The following is a 16,913-nucleotide window of genomic DNA, read 5'->3' as shown; positions in this document are numbered from 1 at the left end:
TTCAAAGTATAGAATGCTCTTTATGTTTTCAGCGGTAGCTCTCACGATAATCGGTGTGCTCTTCGTCCACTCAGCCGCAGCGTATTGGGGAGAAATCCGCTATGCTGATGCCGCTCCATTTGCCCTTAAACAACTTATTTACATAGGTGTATCCATTACTATTGCCTATTTGATGATGCGAAGCCCGGTCTTATCGACGGAGAGGTTTTGGACGTTATTCTATGTTGTTGCAGTCGTGTTATTAACGTTAGTGCTCATTCCAGGAATTGGAGCAGTTAGGAATGGTTCTCAAAGTTGGATTGCATTTGGTCCAATCAGTTTGCAACCTGCAGAGTTTGTGAAAGTGGCTTTGATTGGGAAGCTTGCTATGAGTATGAAGACTAAATCGGGCCAGAAAGTTTGGGATTGGCGTCATTTCGCATTGATCTTATTACCCTTTGCGTTAATTATGATGCAACCTGACTTGGGTTCAGCCGTCATAATGATCGTTTCAGCTTTTGTCGTATTGTTTGTTGCAGGGTATCCTCTCACTTTCTTTTCTTTGTTAGGTGTAACTGGTGTTGGAGCGTTCGCTGCGTTAATAGCAGCAGCACCTTACCGTTTAGCCCGCATTAAATCCTACATCGATCCATGGAGTGACCCGCTAGGTAAAGGCTTCCAAGGTATCCAATCGCTTTTTGCAATTGCGCCTGGAGGATTGCTGGGACATGGATTTGGAAATAGTAGACAAAAATATTTGTACTTACCTGAGCCTCAAAATGATTTTATCTTTTCGATTATTGCAGAAGAGACTGGCTTTATAGGTGCAACCGTTGTTTTATTATTGTTTGTCTGTTTACTTATAGGTGCATTCGGGGTCGCTATTAGAACTTCTGGATGGAAAGAATGTCTTGTTGTATCTGGCATGGCATCCATCATTATCTTCCAGACATTCTTGAATGTTGGTGTTGTTTCTGGCCTGCTTCCAGTAACAGGTGTTACTTTACCATTCATCAGTTACGGTGGATCTTCGATGCTGACGACATGGCTTGCCGTAGGTACGATTTTACATTTTTCTAGACAAAAGAAAGATTGAGTGAAAAGGAGGGGGAGGAAATGGAGAAGGTTATCGATATTGAAGAACGGATTCCGTCTATGCGCAAAAAGCGTCGTAAAAAGACGAATAGGAAGTTTGTAATCATTTTACTCTTATTTGTCACCATCCTCCTCGTCCTCCTTTACTTTCAATCGCAGGCGAGTAAAATCGATGCTGTCGTTCTAGAAGGCTCCGTGCTTCATGATAAGAATTTCTATTTAGAACAAGCTGGGATCTCTTCAGGTGACTCTATATGGGGATTTGGTATTGAGGATGCAACCAAACGTCTTCGTGCCGTAGAAGGTGTACAAGATGCTACTGTTTCTCGGAAATGGTTTCGTGATGTACACATTACGGTAAAGGAATGGAGCCCGATAGCGTGGATGGATAGAAAAGGACAATACGAGCTTCTTCTTGAAAACGGAGATGTTTTCACGCCTGTTGAAAAACCTTTAGTGGACATTCCGATTGTGGATGGATTTGAAGACGAAGATGTTCGAAAACTTCTAGCCTCACAGCTTATGGAATTGGACGAGTCAGTTTACCAACTCGTTTCTGAAATTGTGGAGCAGGAAGATTCAAAGGGTGACAGCGTGATTTTGTATATGGATGATGGATATGAAGTTCACGCTTCACTCGGAACGCTATCGGAGAAGCTATCTTATTATCCTGAAATTGTGAATCAGCTGAATGGTTCAGAAAAAGGCGTGATTGACGTGGAAGTAGGAACGTATTTCACTCCGTATAGTAAATTGTATGGAAGTGAAGAAGGTAAAGTGGATGAAGAAAATGCGGACGAAGAAAAAGGTGATGACAGTGAGTCTGAAGACGAGTGATCGAAAAAAAAGGAATAACCGTATTTCTTATGCCCTCGTATTTTTAGTGCTTGGTTTCATTTTATCCTTTTCCTATCGTACGCTCGGTCCAGGGTCTGAAACGCAGCAACTTCGCTCTCAAATCGATTCGAAAGAAGAGGGGTTTCGAGAGGAATTAATCGAACAAAAAGAACGTAACAAGCAGCTAACTGATGAAATTTCATCAAAACAAAAGACGATTGCAGAAGTTGAACAAACTTTAAGTGACACGGAAGAAAATCATGATTTGCTTGTCAAAGAAGCAAAAAGTCTCCGGTTACTACTTGGGGTTGTTCCAGCAAGCGGACAAGGGGTTCGGGTGGAACTGGCTGATGGAGATTACGATCCGGCTGAACAAAATCCGAATGAATACATTGTCCATGAGAGCCAAGTTCTATTAGTAGTCAACGAACTTAAAATTGCAGGAGCTCAAGCGCTTTCGATTAATGGTCAACGTTTGAATGCGAACTCCAGTATAAAATGTACGGGGCCCGTCATTACAATTGATGGACAAACCTATCCTGCTCCTTTCGTGGTTGAAGCGATAGGGGATTCCAATGCGCTTAACTCGTCGCTGATGCTAAAAGGAGGCGTAATGGATAGTTTGTTATCAGATAACATTGAGATGAAAATCGAAAAACGAAAAGAGATTCTCATGCCTGCACTACGGGATGATATACAAGGATAATTCGATCCGACGAGGGAGGATGAGTGTGTATGAAGCGTAAATGGATGTTCACTTTCATCCTGCTCATTGTCGGTTTTATGGTTGCGGTACAGTACAATACTGTTCAGCAGCCGGAAGAGCGAGATACGCGGGACTTGTGGGCAATCAGAAACGAGTTAGCAAAGGAACGGAAACTCCATTCAGAATTATTGACTGAAGTTCGTGAACTGGATAAAACAATTGGGAAGTACAATGCATCCGAAGGAGCAAGTGCAGGTAAAGCATTAGCCGATACGGTTCATGATTTATACGGACAAGCAGGAATGATAGACCAAACGGGTGCGGGCATTGTAATAGATGTCGTCCCTTCTGAAGAAAGTATTGCATTCGGTACCCCACTTCACGAAGTGAGTCCTGAATTATTGACGCGCTTTGTCAATGAAGTGAATCGTTTTAAAGGGATTGACATGGAGATAGATGGAAAACGTGTGACGGGGTTAAGTGCCATCCGGGACATAAATGGTGAGACAACAGTGAATGGATTGGCTGTGTCGTTACCTCCATTTCAAATAAAAATCCTTTCTGCAGATATGGAGAGTAGTGAAAAGTTATATAACTTTTTACAATCCTCATCCATTCTCGATGACTTCTACTTAGATGATTTTGTGTTAGAGGTTGGAAAACCTCAATCTGAAGTAACGATAAATGGTCGAATCGATAAATTTGAGAATCACTTTCTCAAAGAACTGCCAAAGGGGGGCTGACAATGTGGTTACCAATATTGGGGTTAATACTTGGGGTATCGCTAGGATTTCTCTCAGATATCCAGATTCCACAAGAATACGGTAATTATTTGTCAATTGCCGTATTGGCAGCACTCGATACATTGCTTGGAGGCATCCGAGCTCACTTGCAAAGGGTGTATGATGATCAAGTATTCATCACAGGATTTTTCTTCAATATATTACTGGCTGCAGGACTCGCATTCCTTGGCGTACACTTAGGTGTGGATCTTTATTTAGCTGCTATATTTGCATTTGGAGTCCGGTTATTCCAGAATTTAGCCGTTATTCGACGGGTATTACTCACTAAATGGTCAGAGTATCGAAAAGTTTCTACGACAAATACTTCAAAATGAGAGGATTTCGAGAGGGGATGGCGAAAATATTTAGACAATGCAGTAAGAATACAATAGAATGGAAGAAGAGTCACAATGGGAGGTGCCAAAGATGAGTCAGTCAAATATGTATGTATCACTCGACATCGGGTCCTCCACTATCAAAGTCCTAATCGGCGAGGTGGATGGCGGGTCCCTACATGTGATCGGGGTAGGCAATGTTCAATCTGCCGGTATTCGTAAAGGATCCATTGTGGACATTGACGCAACAGTACAATCTATCCGTAAAGCAGTAGAACAAGCAGAACGGATGACAGGATTACAAGTTAAAGAGGTTGTTCTTGGAATCCCATCAAATGGTGTTACTCTTCAAGACGTAAAAGGTGTCGTCGCTGTAAACTCTGTGAACCGTGAAATTACTGACGACGATTTAGACCGAGTCATGGAGTCTGCACAAGTAATGTCTGTTGCACCTGAACGAGAAATTGTAAATATCATTCCGAAGCAATTCATCGTGGATGATTATGATGAGATAAAAGATCCTAGAGGGATGATCGGTGTACGTCTAGAAATGGACGGTACAATGATTACCACATCGAAAACACTAGTGCACAATATCCTTCGTTGTGTAGAACGCGCTGGGCTGTCCATTCGTGAAATCTATTTACAGCCGCTCGCTTCCGGGACGTTCGCGTTAACAGAAGATGAAATGAATCATGGAACGGCGTTCATCGATATCGGTGGCGGTTCAACGACAGTTTCCGTGTTCTGGGAAAATCGATTCGCCGCGACGACAGTATTACCTGTCGGTGGGGATCATATTACGAAAGATCTCTCGATTATTCTCAAAACGCCGACTGAACAAGCAAGAAAAATCAAGCACCAATATGGTCATGCATTTTACGATGATGCATCTGATGACGAGCTATTTGAAGTTCCGGTAATTGGTGCAGATACAAAAGATCAGTATAGCCAAAAATACATATCGGAGATTATCGGTGTAAGGCTCGAGGAACTCTTTGAGCTTGTCCTTGAAGAGTTGTATCGCTTGGGTATCAGGGATCTTCCGGGTGGTGTTGTGTTGACTGGTGGCACGACCAAAATGGATGGCATTTTGCAACTGGCACGTCATGTACTCAACACCCGCGTCCGAATCCATACACCAGAATATATCGGTGTACGTGAGCCGATGTACTCAACAGCTGTTGGCCTAATTCGTTATGCGAGTATGGAGGATACATTCTTTGGAGAAGGTCACTCTGAACCAATGGGACAAGCGTATGATGAAACGGCTGCTGCACCTGCTGCAAGAAGGAGTCACGAACCGAAACAAGAAAAAGATTCATTACTTGGTAAAACAAAACGCTTTTTCGACAGCTTTTTTGAATAAATTCGAGTTCCAAATGAGACGTTGAATGATTAGGAGGAGAAGAGATGCTAGAGTTTGATACGAATATTGAAGCGCTTGCAGTCATCAAAGTAATCGGTGTTGGTGGCGGCGGTAATAACGCAGTAAATAGAATGATTGATCATGGAGTACAAGGTGTAGAGTTCATAGCGGTGAACACGGATGCACAAGCACTTAACTTATCCCAAGCCGAAGTGAAACTTCAAATTGGTGGGAAATTGACACGAGGTTTAGGAGCTGGAGCTAACCCTGAGGTCGGTAAGAAGGCTGCAGAAGAAAGCCGTGAACAATTGGAAGAGGCGCTTCGAGGCGCTGATATGGTATTTGTCACTGCAGGTATGGGGGGCGGTACTGGTACTGGAGCAGCTCCTGTCATTGCTCAAATCGCCAAAGATCTTGGAGCGTTGACAGTTGGTGTTGTGACTCGTCCATTCACATTTGAAGGACGTAAACGTTCGACACAAGCAATCGGCGGAATTACAGCAATGAAAGAATCTGTCGATACACTTATCGTCATTCCAAATGATAAATTGCTTGAAATTGTAGACAAAAACACACCAATGCTTGAAGCATTCCGCGAAGCGGATAATGTCCTTCGTCAAGGTGTTCAAGGTATTTCAGATTTGATCGCTGTACCTGGATTGATTAACTTGGACTTTGCCGATGTGAAGACGATCATGTCCAATAAGGGATCAGCTTTAATGGGAATCGGGATGTCCACTGGTGAAAACCGTGCATCTGAAGCAGCTAAAAAAGCCATTTCGAGTCCTTTGCTTGAAACATCGATCGATGGAGCAAAAGGTGTGTTAATGAACATTACCGGTGGTTCTAACTTAAGTCTATTCGAAGTACAAGAAGCTGCCGATATTGTCGCTTCTGCATCCGATGAAGATGTGAATATGATCTTCGGTTCTGTCATTAACGATGACTTGAAAGATGAAATCATCGTGACAGTCATTGCGACTGGTTTCACAGATGAGCAAATCACTCAAGTTCGAGGAACACGAGCAGCTGGATATGGCGGAATTCGTCAACGTGAGACGCAAGCACCACAAAGTAATCCGACTCCAAACAATCAAATTCGTCATGAAGAGCAGCAGCATCAGCAACCGGTTCATCAAGAACCTGTGCGCAGTCAGCAACAGACCCAACAAGACGATGGCTTAGATATTCCTACGTTCTTACGTAATCGTCGTCGCAAATAATTAAAATGTACAAACCTCCGGCAATTGAGTCGGAGGTTTTTTGTGTTTTTCTTTCGAACAATCTGTCGAACTTTTCTTTCACTTAGGTACCGTAAAGTGACAAAACTCGTATTGGAAAAATGGTAGTCTTGCAAACAAGGAGGACAGCCTATGTATGGGGAAGTCATGATCGGCATAAATATGGTCTTCAATTATACAGTTCTGTCATTTGCGAATGCGACGGGAAATACAAAAATCAGCAGAAAACGATTAGCGTTAGCAGCCTTTGCAGGAGCAATCCCAGCCGTTGCTTTCCCTGGTTCCATCATTGCTTCGTTTTCTGCGTTTGCAATCATGACAGGCTGTGCATTCGGTTTTTCTGCGCGACTCTGGAAATCATCAGTGGGTTTAGTGCTAATCGGTGCATTTTTAGCAGGAGGGTTGCTATCGGCACTTCCATTTAGCCAATGGGGGCAAGATTTTCAATATCGATTGATTATCTATGTAGCTCTTGCCTATTGCTGTCTTCAAATTGTAAAAGTTAAATGGCTCGATGTTCGTAAAATTAGCCGATTTTCAGAGTTTGCTTGTAGTTCGCACTTACATCTTTTCGGCTCCTCTATACCTCTTCATGTATTCATCGATACAGGCAATAGTTGTACAGAGCCATTATCCAATGATGCTGTCCATTTTGTCTCATTACGGGCTCTAAAACCAATTATTCCAGATGAATTCTTTGAGAGTTTACAGCAAATTGGAAATGCACAAGGCGTTATTCCGGATATCACCCAATTTCCTGAACAATACAGGAAGGATTTACGTCTTATTCGAATTCAAACTGTCGAAGGAGCGAATTGGGCGGTAGGAATTAGATTTGACGATTGGGAACTGGAAGGAAATCGTCTACTTGAAAAAGGTTATATTGTTTTAACGGCTGACGATGCACGTTATCCACACAATGCATCTGCTATCTTGCATGTATCTGCCTTGGAAACTAGAGAAGAAGAAAGGGGAATGCTTCATGCTACATGAATTGAAAAAATGGCTATCCGTTCTTGCAGGAATATTTAAAAAGAAAAATGGGACCTACTATATTGGGGGGCATGAATCGTTACCGAAACCTCTGACTAGAGAAGAAGAAGCGGAAACTATTGCTGCATATATGGCAGGTGACCAACAAGCTAGAGATCGGCTTATAGAGAAAAATTTGCGTCTAGTCGTTTACATTGCTCGCCGCTTCGATAATACGAATACGCATATTGAAGATTTAATCAGCATTGGGGCAATAGGACTTATTAAAGCAATTGAAACATTCAAAAGTGATAAAAATATTAAGTTGGCAACGTACGCATCGCGTTGTATTGAAAACGAAATCTTAATGCATTTACGAAAAACCAATCGGACACGTTCTGAGATTTCTTTTGACGAACCACTGAACTCTGATGCAGATGGGAACGAGCTATTGCTGTCCGACATTTTAGGGACTGATGAAGATATTATTACAGATGATGTTGAAAAGAAAATCGAACGTCAGCATATGATAGATGCCGTAACGACTCTTAGTGATCGAGAGCGTCATATTATGGAATGTAGATTCGGGTTAACAGGAAAGATTGAGATGACCCAAAAGGAAGTTGCAGATTTACTCGGTATTTCACAATCTTATATTTCCCGTTTAGAGAAAAAGATCATTTCGGAACTTCGAGAGCAATTGAATCATCCAATCGCATAATGGTTGAAATTGGCGTTACCGAAAACCGCATAGAACTCCACTCAGAGGATAAGCTATCTCGTACAGTCATCTACAGAATACGGAGGAATTCAGATGGTACGTACAAGAGTGGAAATTTGCGGTATCGATACATCTACTTTGCCGCTTCTGACGAGTGATGTCATGAAAGAGACTTTCATCCGGTTGCAAAGTGGGGATGAATCAGCTAGAGACGAACTCGTAACAGCGAATTTGCGCCTCGTCCTAAGCCTTGTGCAACGATTTGCCTATCGTGGGGAACAAGCAGATGATTTGTTTCAAGTAGGATGTGTGGGACTGCTTAAGTCGATTGACAACTTTGATTTAAAACACAATGTCCGATTTTCGACATATGCAGTTCCGATGATTGTCGGAGAAATCAAGCGACATTTGAGAGATCATCATTCCGTTCGAGTGTCACGCTCGCTCCGAGATATTGCATATAAAGCAATCCGTGCAAAAGAGGAATTCATCAATGAACACCAAAAGGAACCAAGAATATCAGACTTAGCTAAAATGACAGACATTCCAGAAGAGGATATCTTATTTGCACTCGATGCGATACAAGATCCTATGTCCCTCCATGAACCGATGAATGGTGAAGGAGGAGACCCAGTGTATATGATGGATCAGCTACATGACAAAACTGTATCGGAAGAGCGCTGGTCAACTTATGTGTCGATGAAGGAAACTATGACGGGACTGGATGATCGTCAGCAACTGATTTTGTCGAAGCGGTTCTACCTTGGACAAACACAGACTGAAATTGCCCGAGAGCTAGGAATTTCACAGGCTCAAATATCTCGATTGGAGAAGCAAGCAATCGCTCAAATTCGTGAAGGAATGGAACAAAGTAATTAATATAGGACGCAATGCGATTACCGCATTGCGTTTTTTTTGTGCGCCTATCTGCATAGAATATGGAAAAGGGGGATTTCTATGCGCTTTTCAGAATTTCAAAAAAAAGAAGTGATTGATATGCAACGCGGGAAATTTCTTGGATTCATTCAAGATGCGGCGATCGATATAACGAAAGGGAAAATTGATACGCTTCATATCGGTGATACGGAACGGTCTTTGTTTATGGAAATGCGTGTGAAAGACCAAAAGCAGTTTGGTTACGATGAAGTTGTGACAATTGGAAAGGATATTGTACTAATTAAAAAGAAAGAGCCTAAAAAGTGACTAATCGTTGATAACTAAGTGGCCGCTTGATACAATAGAACAAAGTATCGAGAAAAGTAGTGATCAAGATGAAACCATTACAGCAACGGATAAATACCATCGAAGAAACAATCTGTCAGGCGTGTGAGCGTGTTGGTAGAACTCGTGATGAAGTTACGGTTATTGCAGTCACAAAACAAGTGTCTGAAGAACGTACACAGAACGTATTGGACGAAGGGATCATCCATTTAGGTGAGAACCGACCTGAAGGACTTCTTAATAAGCAACATGCGATTCCTCAAGGGGCTGTTTGGCATTTCATCGGAAGTGTGCAAAGTCGTAAAGTGAAAGAAATTATTGAGCGCATTGATTATCTGCATTCATTGGATCGATTGAGCTTAGCAAAAGAAATTCAGAAACGTGCTGTTGAACCAGTTGACTGTTTCGTACAAGTTAACGTTTCTTTTGAAGATTCTAAATCAGGATTGTCGCCAGCTGAGACATTAGGATTTATTGAGGCATTGAAAGATTTTGACAAAATAAGAGTGATTGGTCTTATGACTATGGCTCCATTGACTGAAGATCAAGATACAATCCGAGAAGTTTTTAGAGGTTTGCGGGAACTGCGAGATGAACTTGCGGCTAAAAAGATGCAACACGCACCGTTAACCAAATTATCCATGGGGATGTCGAATGATTACAGTATTGCAATCGAAGAGGGCGCAACCCATGTGCGAATCGGGACTGCACTCGTCGGTTCAGAGAGCGAGGGAGACGAATGAGTATTAAAAACAAATTCGAAAAATGGTTTTACCTTGACGAAGAAGAGGCAGCGGCGCAAGAAACAGCGGCAAAGCAACAAGTTGCTCCGACACAACCAGAGAGGAAGCCAAGTAAACAATCCTCGATGAAAAATGCTCCCTTGCCAAAACAAAATCGCAAAGAACCTCAGACTGCCGGGAACATTGTGAGCCTGCAAAGCGTCCAAAAGTCGTCAAAGGTTATTTTAGTGGAACCTCGTGTCTATGCTGAAGCTCAAGATATATCAGAACATCTGACTAACAAACGTGCAGTTATTGTTAATTTACAACGTATTGATCGCGAACAAGGAATACGGATCGTAGATTTCCTGAGTGGTGCGGTTTATGCATTAAATGGAGACATTCAACGAATCGGCACAGATATTTTCCTTTGCGTTCCGGAAAACGTAGAAGTGAATGGTTCAATCTCCGACTATTTGAACGAAAGAAACTAAATGAGGTGTACCGACAGTAATGGCACAATTATTAATCCAGCTTTATAATGTAATTACGTATGCACTTTCCATTTATTCTATTTTGCTCGTCATCTATATCTTGATGTCGTGGGTACCGGCTTCCAGAGAAACTAAGTTCGGTAGAATTCTTGAAAAGATTACAGAACCATATTTAGGATTTTTCCGAAACTTCATTCCACCTCTTGGAATGATTGATATTTCCCCTATTGTTGCTTTGATTGCTTTGCGGCTAATCGGCGAAGGATTAGCACCGGTATTTAATTTCCTTTTACGTATGCTTTAATGTTCTGAACTGAACAATCATTTCGTTGAACCAATCCTCACGCTGTGGGGATTTTTCTATAAGGAGACCAGTACAATGGATGGCATCTTACAACACTTTAGAAAAGAAGAGCAGCCTTTTATAGAAATGGTGATGGACTGGGCGAGAGAGGTCGAGGATTTATACTCACCTAAATTGACCGATTTTCTTGATCCGCGTCAGCGTTTTATTGTGGAATCCGTCGTTAAGGGGAGCGGCTTGCTTGTTGCTGAAGATGGAGGTTTTGTTGGAGCTGAGCGAAAAAGGGTGCTCATCTATCCTGATTATTATGAACCTACGCGCCAAGATTTCCAAATATCTGTATTCGACGTTCGTTACGCTTCCAAGTTCTTGACGTTAGAACATCCTGAGATTCTTGGTGCGTTAATGGGACATGGTTTGGATCGGGCAAAATTTGGCGACATTCGTTTAAAAGACGGAGATGTGCAACTCGCGACTGTAATGGAGCTGAGTACGTACCTCACTGCTAATTTTACTTCAGCTGGCAAAGCAAAGATTCATCTTACAGAGTTGTCAGATCATGAAGGTTGGATTGCGCTTGAAGAAGCTTGGACCGAAGAAACGCAAGTCATTAGTTCTCTTCGACTAGATACGGTCATTGCTTCATTATTAAATGTTGCAAGGCAGAAATCTTCGACGTACATTCATGGAGGTAAAGTAAAAGTGAATTGGCGTGTGGTGGATCAGCCATCGTTTGAGTTAAATGAATCTGATGTGCTTTCAATTAGAGGGTATGGTCGATATAAAGTAATCGCAATTGAAGGTAGGACTAAGAAGGATAAAATCCGATTGGTTACTGGGAAGTTGGAATGATTTTTATGGACAGACTTTAGAAAAAGTCTATTTTCTGTTATAGTCAACGATATAACGAATAACGAACATCAAAAGGGGAGAGACTCGCATGGCGCTTACACCAATTGATATACATAATAAAACATTCGGAAGCAGATGGCGTGGCTACGATGAAGATGAAGTGAACGAATTCCTCGAGCAACTCATGAAAGATTATGAAAACTTGCTTGATGAAAACAGAGAATTGACGCGTAAACTGAAAGAAACAGAAGAACAAGTGGCGCATTTCAATGCAATCGAAGAAACATTACAGAAATCAATTATGATAGCTCAAGAAGCAGCAGAGGATGTTCGTAGAAATTCTACACAAGAATCCAAGCTCATCATTAAAGAAGCTGAAAAGAATGCGGATCGCATTGTTAACGAAGCGCTATCTCGCTCACGTGAAATTTCAATGGAGATCGAAGATTTGAAAAAACAATCTAAAGTATTCCGCAACCGTTTCCGTATGCTAATTGAAGCACAGCTGGATTTAGTGAAGATGGACGATTGGGATACACTTCTCGATTATGAACAGAACACGAAACAACTGGAAGCAGCTGCTGATCAGGAGTAACATCCACTTGACTTAAAGGCCAGTTCGCCCCTATAATATGGTTCATATTGAATGACAGGCATTGAAAGAGACAGTACTTTCCAAGTAGGCTGTATGTAGCGAGTTGGGGATAGTGGGAGCCCGATTGCAGGTTGGAAAGGAAGATCACTCTGGAGCCGGATTGCAGCAGCAATCCCGGAGCACACCCCGTTACGGTGTTCGAGAGGTAGCCGTGATTTCTATACGGCTACAACTAGGGTGGTATCGCGAGCACAGTCCTCGTCCCTTTTATGGGGACGGGGTTTTTTTGATGTTTTATTTTTATTCAAAGAAATCTTAGTATCAACACTGTAACGAAACGGAACACCATCATTATTGAGCTGTTATTTCAAAGGAGGAATTGGAATGGATTATAAAGACACGTTACTTATGCCGAAAACTGACTTTCCTATGAGAGGCGGTTTACCGACGAAAGAACCGCAAATGCAAGAACAGTGGGAAAAGGACAATATGTATGCAAAAGTTCAGGAACGAACAAAGGGAAAACCGACGTTCATTCTACATGACGGACCTCCATATGCTAACGGTGACCTTCACATGGGTCACGCGCTTAACAAAGTGCTCAAAGACATCATCGTACGTCATAAATCTATGACAGGCTTCCACGCGCCATACGTTCCAGGCTGGGACACACATGGTCTACCAATTGAACAAGCACTTGTGAACAAAGGTGTAAAGCGTAAAGAGCACAGCATTGCGGAGTTCCGTGAAATGTGTAAAGACTATGCTCTCACTCAAATCGACAACCAGCGTACCCAGTTTAAACGTCTAGGTGTTCGAGGCGATTGGGATAACCCGTATATCACACTAAAACCTGAATTTGAATCACGACAAATTAAAGTATTCGGTGACATGGCGAAAAAGGGATATATCTATAAAGGATTAAAGCCAGTTTACTGGTCACCATCCTCTGAAACAGCATTGGCTGAAGCAGAAATTGAGTATCAAGACAAAAAGTCACCATCTATCTATGTTAGCTTCCCAGTTCGTGATGGCAAAGGTGTATTAGAGTCAGACGTCAATATCTTGATCTGGACAACAACGCCTTGGACAATTCCAGCAAACTTAGGAATTTCCGTACACCCAGACTTTGTTTACACAATTGCAGAAGCAAACGGTAAAAAGTTCCTTGTTGCAAAAGACTTAGTTGAGGGTCTAGCTACTGAACTCGGATGGGAAAACTACACGACTACAGGTGAATTCAAAGGTCGCGAACTTGAGCGTATCACTGCAAGTCACCCAATTTATGATCGTGAATCACTCGTAATGCTTGGCGAACACGTTACTGCTGATGCAGGTACTGGTTGTGTTCATACAGCACCAGGACACGGTGAAGACGACTTCTACGTAGCGAAACAATATGGTCTCGGCGTCTTATCCCCTATCAACGACCGTGGTGTGATGACTGAAGAAGCACCATTGTTTGAAGGATTATTTTATGAAGATGCTAACAAAGCCGTGACTGAGAAGTTGAAAGAAGTAGGAGCACTTGAAAAGCTTTCGTTCTTCACTCACTCATATCCGCATGACTGGCGTACGAAAAAGCCGGTTATTTACCGTGCAACTGCGCAATGGTTTGCATCGATTGAAACATTCCGTGACGATCTTCTTGAAGCAATCCGTAAAACGAACTTCACGCCATCTTGGGGTGAAACTCGTCTCTACAATATGGTCCGTGACCGTGGTGACTGGTGTATTTCACGTCAACGCGTATGGGGTGTTCCGATTCCTGTGTTTTATGCAGAAGATGGCGAACCAATCATCACAGATGAAACAATCGATCATATTTCAACATTGTTCCGTGAACATGGTTCAAACATCTGGTTTGAGTGGGACACGAAAGATTTACTTCCAAAAGACTTCTCACATAAAGGAAGCCCGAATGGTACATTTACGAAAGAAACGGATATTATGGACGTGTGGTTCGACTCCGGTTCGACACATCAAGGAGTTCTTGAGGAGCGTGAGGATCTCTCTTACCCAGCAGATCTCTATCTCGAAGGATCTGACCAATATCGTGGATGGTTCAACTCATCATTGACGACAAGTGTGGCGATTAACGGAATTGCACCATATAAAGGCTTGCTGAGCCACGGATTCACATTAGACGGTGAAGGACGCAAGATGAGTAAATCGATCGGTAATGTTATCCTTCCTTCTAAAGTAACTAACCAATTCGGAGCCGATATTTTACGTCTCTGGGTATCTTCAGTCGATTACACAGCAGATGTCCGTGTTTCCGATTCAAACTTTAAACAAGTTTCTGAAGTGTATCGTAAAATCCGTAACACAGTCCGTTTCCTTCACGGGAATACTTCTGATTTCACACCAGGAACAGATACGGTTGCTTTTGAAGAGTTACGCCCGGTAGATCAGTATGTGTATGTAAAGCTTCAAGATTTGATTCGTGACGTGAGAACGGCTTACGAGCAATATGAATTTGCGAATGTCTACCATGCCATCAATTCATTCTGTACAGGTACATTGAGCTCCTTCTATCTTGATATCGCGAAAGATGTTGTCTACATCGAAGCTGTCGATCATCCACACCGTCGTGCGATGCAAACAGTTATGTATGATGCACTTCTAGCACTATTGAAGCTAGTTGCACCAATCTTGCCACACACAGCGGACGAAATGTGGGCATACTTGGAGCACGAAACGGCAGAGAGTATTCAGCTTACGGATATGCCGGAAGCAAAAGAGCTTGAATCGACAGAGCTCCGTACTCAGTTCGATCAGTTGATGCTTGTACGTGACGATGTGTTGAAAGCGCTGGAAGAAGCACGCAATAACAAGACAATCGGTAAATCATTGGAAGCTCATGTCACTGTAGCTGTCCGTGATGAGCTTGCTCCACTATTTGCAACAGAACAAATCGACTTTGCTCAATTCTTCATTGTATCGAAATTCAGCGCTGTTGCTGCATCTGAGATGCCGGATAACGCAGTTTCGCTTGCGACGGGTCAAGTAGCTGTTGACAAAGCATCTGGAGAAAAGTGTGAACGTTGCTGGACAATTTCGGAGACGGTCGGTTCAAACGCTGATTATCCTGAGTTGTGTCAGCGTTGCGCAGACGTTGTTGCGCATCATTATGCTTAATTGTTAAAAAGGCGCTGCAATCCGTCTATCGGGTCTTGCAGCGTTTTTTTCTTTCATACCTGTTAGAGTTGCGCGTGTAGGGTTAGGGTATGATAAACTATACAAGATACTGCAGGATGGAGGGAACCGGGTTGTTCATTTATTATGGTATTGCTGCGCTTGTCATTTTGGTCGATCAGCTGACAAAATGGTTGGTTGCTACAAATATGGAAATCGGCGAACGAATTCCTTTAATAGAACCTTATCTAGGCTTGCTGTCTCATCGAAATCGTGGTGCGGCATGGGGCATGTTAGAAGGTCAAATGTGGTTATTTGCAATTGTTACGATTGTCGTCGTTATCGGCATCGTTTACTATTTTCAAAAAGAAGGAAAGAACGAACCGTTGTTTGCATGGAGTTTAATGTTATTGCTTGGTGGCGCTGTAGGTAACTTTATTGACCGCATGGTGCGAGGCGAAGTGGTGGACTTTGTCAACGTCCTCATCCCGGTCATCAACTACGATTTCCCTATATTTAACGTAGCAGATGCAGCCTTGACATGCGGTGTCGTACTCGTGATCATTCATTTAATCTTAGATGAAAAAAAGAATAAGAAAGATAAGGTGACATAATGGAACAGTTTCAATATGTAATAGAAGAACAGACAGCAGGAGAACGGATTGACAAAGCGCTTGCATCTGTAAATGCAGACTGGTCCCGGACTCTTATTCAGCAATGGGTAAAAGACGGAATTGTCTTAGTGAACGGTGTTGCGGTGAAATCGAATTATAAGGTGAAGTCTGGAGATTCACTTACAGTCGATGAACCGGAGCCGGAAGAACTCAATATGCCTGCTGAAGATCTAAATCTTGAGATTGTCTATGAGGATAGTGATGTGCTAGTTGTAAACAAGAGAAGTGGCATGGTAGTCCATCCGGCTCCTGGACATACGACAGGAACACTTGTGAACGGGCTTATGCACCATTGCACAGACTTGTCAGGCATCAATGGCATCATGAGACCGGGTATTGTACACCGTATCGATAAAGATACGTCAGGATTACTCATGGTTGCTAAAAATGATAAAGCGCATACGTCACTCGTTAATCAGCTTGTGGAGAAATCCGTGACACGCGTTTATACAGCACTCGTTCATGGCCATATTCCTCACGATAACGGTACAATCGATGCGCCTATCGGAAGAAACCAGAAAGATCGCCAAAGCATGTCAGTCGAGAACAATGGCAAACATGCTGTTACTCACTTTAAAGTGCTGGAGCGATTCGGGGAATTTACACTCGTGGAGTGCCGCTTGGAAACAGGTAGAACCCATCAGATTCGTGTCCATATGAAATATATCGGTCACCCACTTGCAGGAGATCCGAAATACGGTCCGAAAAGAACCATCGATTTTGATGGTCAAGTTCTTCATGCAGGAACACTAGGATTTGTACATCCAGTGACGGAAGAGTATATGGAATTTAAAGCGCCACTGCCAGACGACTTCGAACAGTTGCTGAGTGAAATGAAATCCAAAAAAGGTTGACGGATAGAATTTCAAGCTGTAT

Annotated in this window: 19 protein-coding genes and 1 other annotated feature; all 19 genes read left to right on the top strand. The window is 42.5% G+C overall.

The window, feature by feature from the left end:
* Positions 1-22 precede the first annotated feature (22 nt).
* Positions 23-1,075 carry a putative lipid II flippase FtsW gene (ftsW, locus tag ACR65F_RS00825; RefSeq protein ID WP_440502806.1) on the top strand — a complete coding sequence of 351 codons (1,053 nt, stop codon included), beginning with the start codon at positions 23-25 and terminating at the stop codon, positions 1,073-1,075.
* Between the two features lie 20 nt (positions 1,076-1,095).
* On the top strand, positions 1,096-1,911 hold the full coding sequence (locus ACR65F_RS00820; RefSeq protein WP_440502805.1) for a cell division protein FtsQ/DivIB: 816 nt from the start codon (positions 1,096-1,098) through the stop codon (positions 1,909-1,911).
* Complete coding sequence (locus ACR65F_RS00815; RefSeq protein WP_039041859.1) at positions 1,856-2,617, top strand: DUF881 domain-containing protein; 762 nt, start codon at positions 1,856-1,858, stop codon at positions 2,615-2,617. The genes ACR65F_RS00820 and ACR65F_RS00815 overlap by 56 nt, the downstream gene beginning before the upstream one ends.
* A gap of 29 nt (positions 2,618-2,646) precedes the next feature.
* Positions 2,647-3,360 carry a DUF881 domain-containing protein gene (locus ACR65F_RS00810; RefSeq protein ID WP_440502804.1) on the top strand — a complete coding sequence of 238 codons (714 nt, stop codon included), beginning with the start codon at positions 2,647-2,649 and terminating at the stop codon, positions 3,358-3,360.
* Positions 3,361-3,362: 2 nt separating this feature from the next.
* Positions 3,363-3,734 carry a small basic family protein gene (locus tag ACR65F_RS00805; RefSeq protein ID WP_025785139.1) on the top strand — a complete coding sequence of 124 codons (372 nt, stop codon included), beginning with the start codon at positions 3,363-3,365 and terminating at the stop codon, positions 3,732-3,734.
* 91 nt (positions 3,735-3,825) lie between these two features.
* Entirely contained in the window at positions 3,826-5,103 is a 1,278-nt protein-coding gene (gene ftsA / locus ACR65F_RS00800) for a cell division protein FtsA (protein WP_039041861.1), read from the top strand.
* A gap of 44 nt (positions 5,104-5,147) precedes the next feature.
* Complete coding sequence (gene ftsZ / locus ACR65F_RS00795; RefSeq protein ID WP_440502803.1) at positions 5,148-6,326, top strand: cell division protein FtsZ; 1,179 nt, start codon at positions 5,148-5,150, stop codon at positions 6,324-6,326.
* A gap of 150 nt (positions 6,327-6,476) precedes the next feature.
* Entirely contained in the window at positions 6,477-7,337 is an 861-nt protein-coding gene (locus ACR65F_RS00790) for a sigma-E processing peptidase SpoIIGA (RefSeq protein WP_440502801.1), read from the top strand.
* Positions 7,327-8,037, top strand: a complete 711-nt coding sequence (gene sigE / locus ACR65F_RS00785) for an RNA polymerase sporulation sigma factor SigE (RefSeq protein WP_025785135.1) — start codon at positions 7,327-7,329, stop codon at positions 8,035-8,037. Before ACR65F_RS00790 ends, sigE begins: the two co-directional genes overlap by 11 nt.
* A 93-nt stretch (positions 8,038-8,130) precedes the next feature.
* Positions 8,131-8,916, top strand: coding sequence for an RNA polymerase sporulation sigma factor SigG (gene sigG, locus ACR65F_RS00780; RefSeq protein ID WP_039041863.1), 786 nt, complete (start codon positions 8,131-8,133; stop codon positions 8,914-8,916).
* Positions 8,917-8,994: 78 nt separating this feature from the next.
* Positions 8,995-9,240: a PRC-barrel domain-containing protein gene (locus ACR65F_RS00775; RefSeq protein ID WP_039041864.1), complete on the top strand. Its 246-nt coding sequence runs from the start codon at positions 8,995-8,997 to the stop codon at positions 9,238-9,240.
* A gap of 68 nt (positions 9,241-9,308) precedes the next feature.
* Positions 9,309-10,001, top strand: a complete 693-nt coding sequence (locus tag ACR65F_RS00770; RefSeq protein ID WP_440502799.1) for a YggS family pyridoxal phosphate-dependent enzyme — start codon at positions 9,309-9,311, stop codon at positions 9,999-10,001.
* Complete coding sequence (locus tag ACR65F_RS00765) at positions 9,998-10,474, top strand: cell division protein SepF (RefSeq protein WP_039041866.1); 477 nt, start codon at positions 9,998-10,000, stop codon at positions 10,472-10,474. The genes ACR65F_RS00770 and ACR65F_RS00765 overlap by 4 nt, the downstream gene beginning before the upstream one ends.
* A gap of 19 nt (positions 10,475-10,493) precedes the next feature.
* Complete coding sequence (locus tag ACR65F_RS00760) at positions 10,494-10,778, top strand: YggT family protein (RefSeq protein ID WP_039041867.1); 285 nt, start codon at positions 10,494-10,496, stop codon at positions 10,776-10,778.
* A 75-nt stretch (positions 10,779-10,853) separates the two neighbouring features.
* Complete coding sequence (locus tag ACR65F_RS00755; RefSeq protein ID WP_440502796.1) at positions 10,854-11,630, top strand: YlmH family RNA-binding protein; 777 nt, start codon at positions 10,854-10,856, stop codon at positions 11,628-11,630.
* Positions 11,631-11,718: 88 nt separating this feature from the next.
* The gene (locus ACR65F_RS00750) at positions 11,719-12,225 is read left to right on the top strand and encodes a DivIVA domain-containing protein (protein WP_025785128.1); all 507 of its coding nucleotides are present in this window, start codon (positions 11,719-11,721) and stop codon (positions 12,223-12,225) included.
* Between the two features lie 52 nt (positions 12,226-12,277).
* Positions 12,278-12,494: a binding site (T-box leader), on the top strand.
* 115 nt (positions 12,495-12,609) lie between these two features.
* Entirely contained in the window at positions 12,610-15,366 is a 2,757-nt protein-coding gene (gene ileS, locus ACR65F_RS00745) for an isoleucine--tRNA ligase (RefSeq protein ID WP_440502794.1), read from the top strand.
* Between the two features lie 131 nt (positions 15,367-15,497).
* Positions 15,498-15,977: a signal peptidase II gene (gene lspA / locus ACR65F_RS00740; RefSeq protein ID WP_440502792.1), complete on the top strand. Its 480-nt coding sequence runs from the start codon at positions 15,498-15,500 to the stop codon at positions 15,975-15,977.
* The gene (locus tag ACR65F_RS00735; protein WP_039041871.1) at positions 15,977-16,891 is read left to right on the top strand and encodes an RluA family pseudouridine synthase; all 915 of its coding nucleotides are present in this window, start codon (positions 15,977-15,979) and stop codon (positions 16,889-16,891) included. The genes lspA and ACR65F_RS00735 overlap by 1 nt, the downstream gene beginning before the upstream one ends.
* Positions 16,892-16,913: the final 22 nt, after the last annotated feature.

The sequence above is a fragment of the Sporosarcina sp. SAFN-010 genome, from assembly GCF_059415065.1.
Note: the sequence above shows the minus strand (reverse complement) of the source record. Positions and strands in the feature narration are given on the sequence as shown.

Excerpts from the sequence above, each read along its gene's own strand:
- ftsW (WP_440502806.1), top strand. The coding sequence starts at position 23 with ATGTTTTCAGCGGTAGCTCTCACGATAATCGGTGTGCTCTTCGTCCAC.
- ACR65F_RS00820 (WP_440502805.1), top strand. The coding sequence starts at position 1,096 with ATGGAGAAGGTTATCGATATTGAAGAACGGATTCCGTCTATGCGCAAA.
- ACR65F_RS00815 (WP_039041859.1), top strand. The coding sequence starts at position 1,856 with ATGAAGAAAATGCGGACGAAGAAAAAGGTGATGACAGTGAGTCTGAAG.
- ACR65F_RS00810 (WP_440502804.1), top strand. The coding sequence starts at position 2,647 with ATGAAGCGTAAATGGATGTTCACTTTCATCCTGCTCATTGTCGGTTTT.
- ACR65F_RS00805 (WP_025785139.1), top strand. The coding sequence starts at position 3,363 with ATGTGGTTACCAATATTGGGGTTAATACTTGGGGTATCGCTAGGATTT.
- ftsA (WP_039041861.1), top strand. The coding sequence starts at position 3,826 with ATGAGTCAGTCAAATATGTATGTATCACTCGACATCGGGTCCTCCACT.
- ftsZ (WP_440502803.1), top strand. The coding sequence starts at position 5,148 with ATGCTAGAGTTTGATACGAATATTGAAGCGCTTGCAGTCATCAAAGTA.
- ACR65F_RS00790 (WP_440502801.1), top strand. The coding sequence starts at position 6,477 with ATGTATGGGGAAGTCATGATCGGCATAAATATGGTCTTCAATTATACA.
- sigE (WP_025785135.1), top strand. The coding sequence starts at position 7,327 with ATGCTACATGAATTGAAAAAATGGCTATCCGTTCTTGCAGGAATATTT.
- sigG (WP_039041863.1), top strand. The coding sequence starts at position 8,131 with ATGGTACGTACAAGAGTGGAAATTTGCGGTATCGATACATCTACTTTG.
- ACR65F_RS00775 (WP_039041864.1), top strand. The coding sequence starts at position 8,995 with ATGCGCTTTTCAGAATTTCAAAAAAAAGAAGTGATTGATATGCAACGC.
- ACR65F_RS00770 (WP_440502799.1), top strand. The coding sequence starts at position 9,309 with ATGAAACCATTACAGCAACGGATAAATACCATCGAAGAAACAATCTGT.
- ACR65F_RS00765 (WP_039041866.1), top strand. The coding sequence starts at position 9,998 with ATGAGTATTAAAAACAAATTCGAAAAATGGTTTTACCTTGACGAAGAA.
- ACR65F_RS00760 (WP_039041867.1), top strand. The coding sequence starts at position 10,494 with ATGGCACAATTATTAATCCAGCTTTATAATGTAATTACGTATGCACTT.
- ACR65F_RS00755 (WP_440502796.1), top strand. The coding sequence starts at position 10,854 with ATGGATGGCATCTTACAACACTTTAGAAAAGAAGAGCAGCCTTTTATA.
- ACR65F_RS00750 (WP_025785128.1), top strand. The coding sequence starts at position 11,719 with ATGGCGCTTACACCAATTGATATACATAATAAAACATTCGGAAGCAGA.
- ileS (WP_440502794.1), top strand. The coding sequence starts at position 12,610 with ATGGATTATAAAGACACGTTACTTATGCCGAAAACTGACTTTCCTATG.
- ACR65F_RS00735 (WP_039041871.1), top strand. The coding sequence starts at position 15,977 with ATGGAACAGTTTCAATATGTAATAGAAGAACAGACAGCAGGAGAACGG.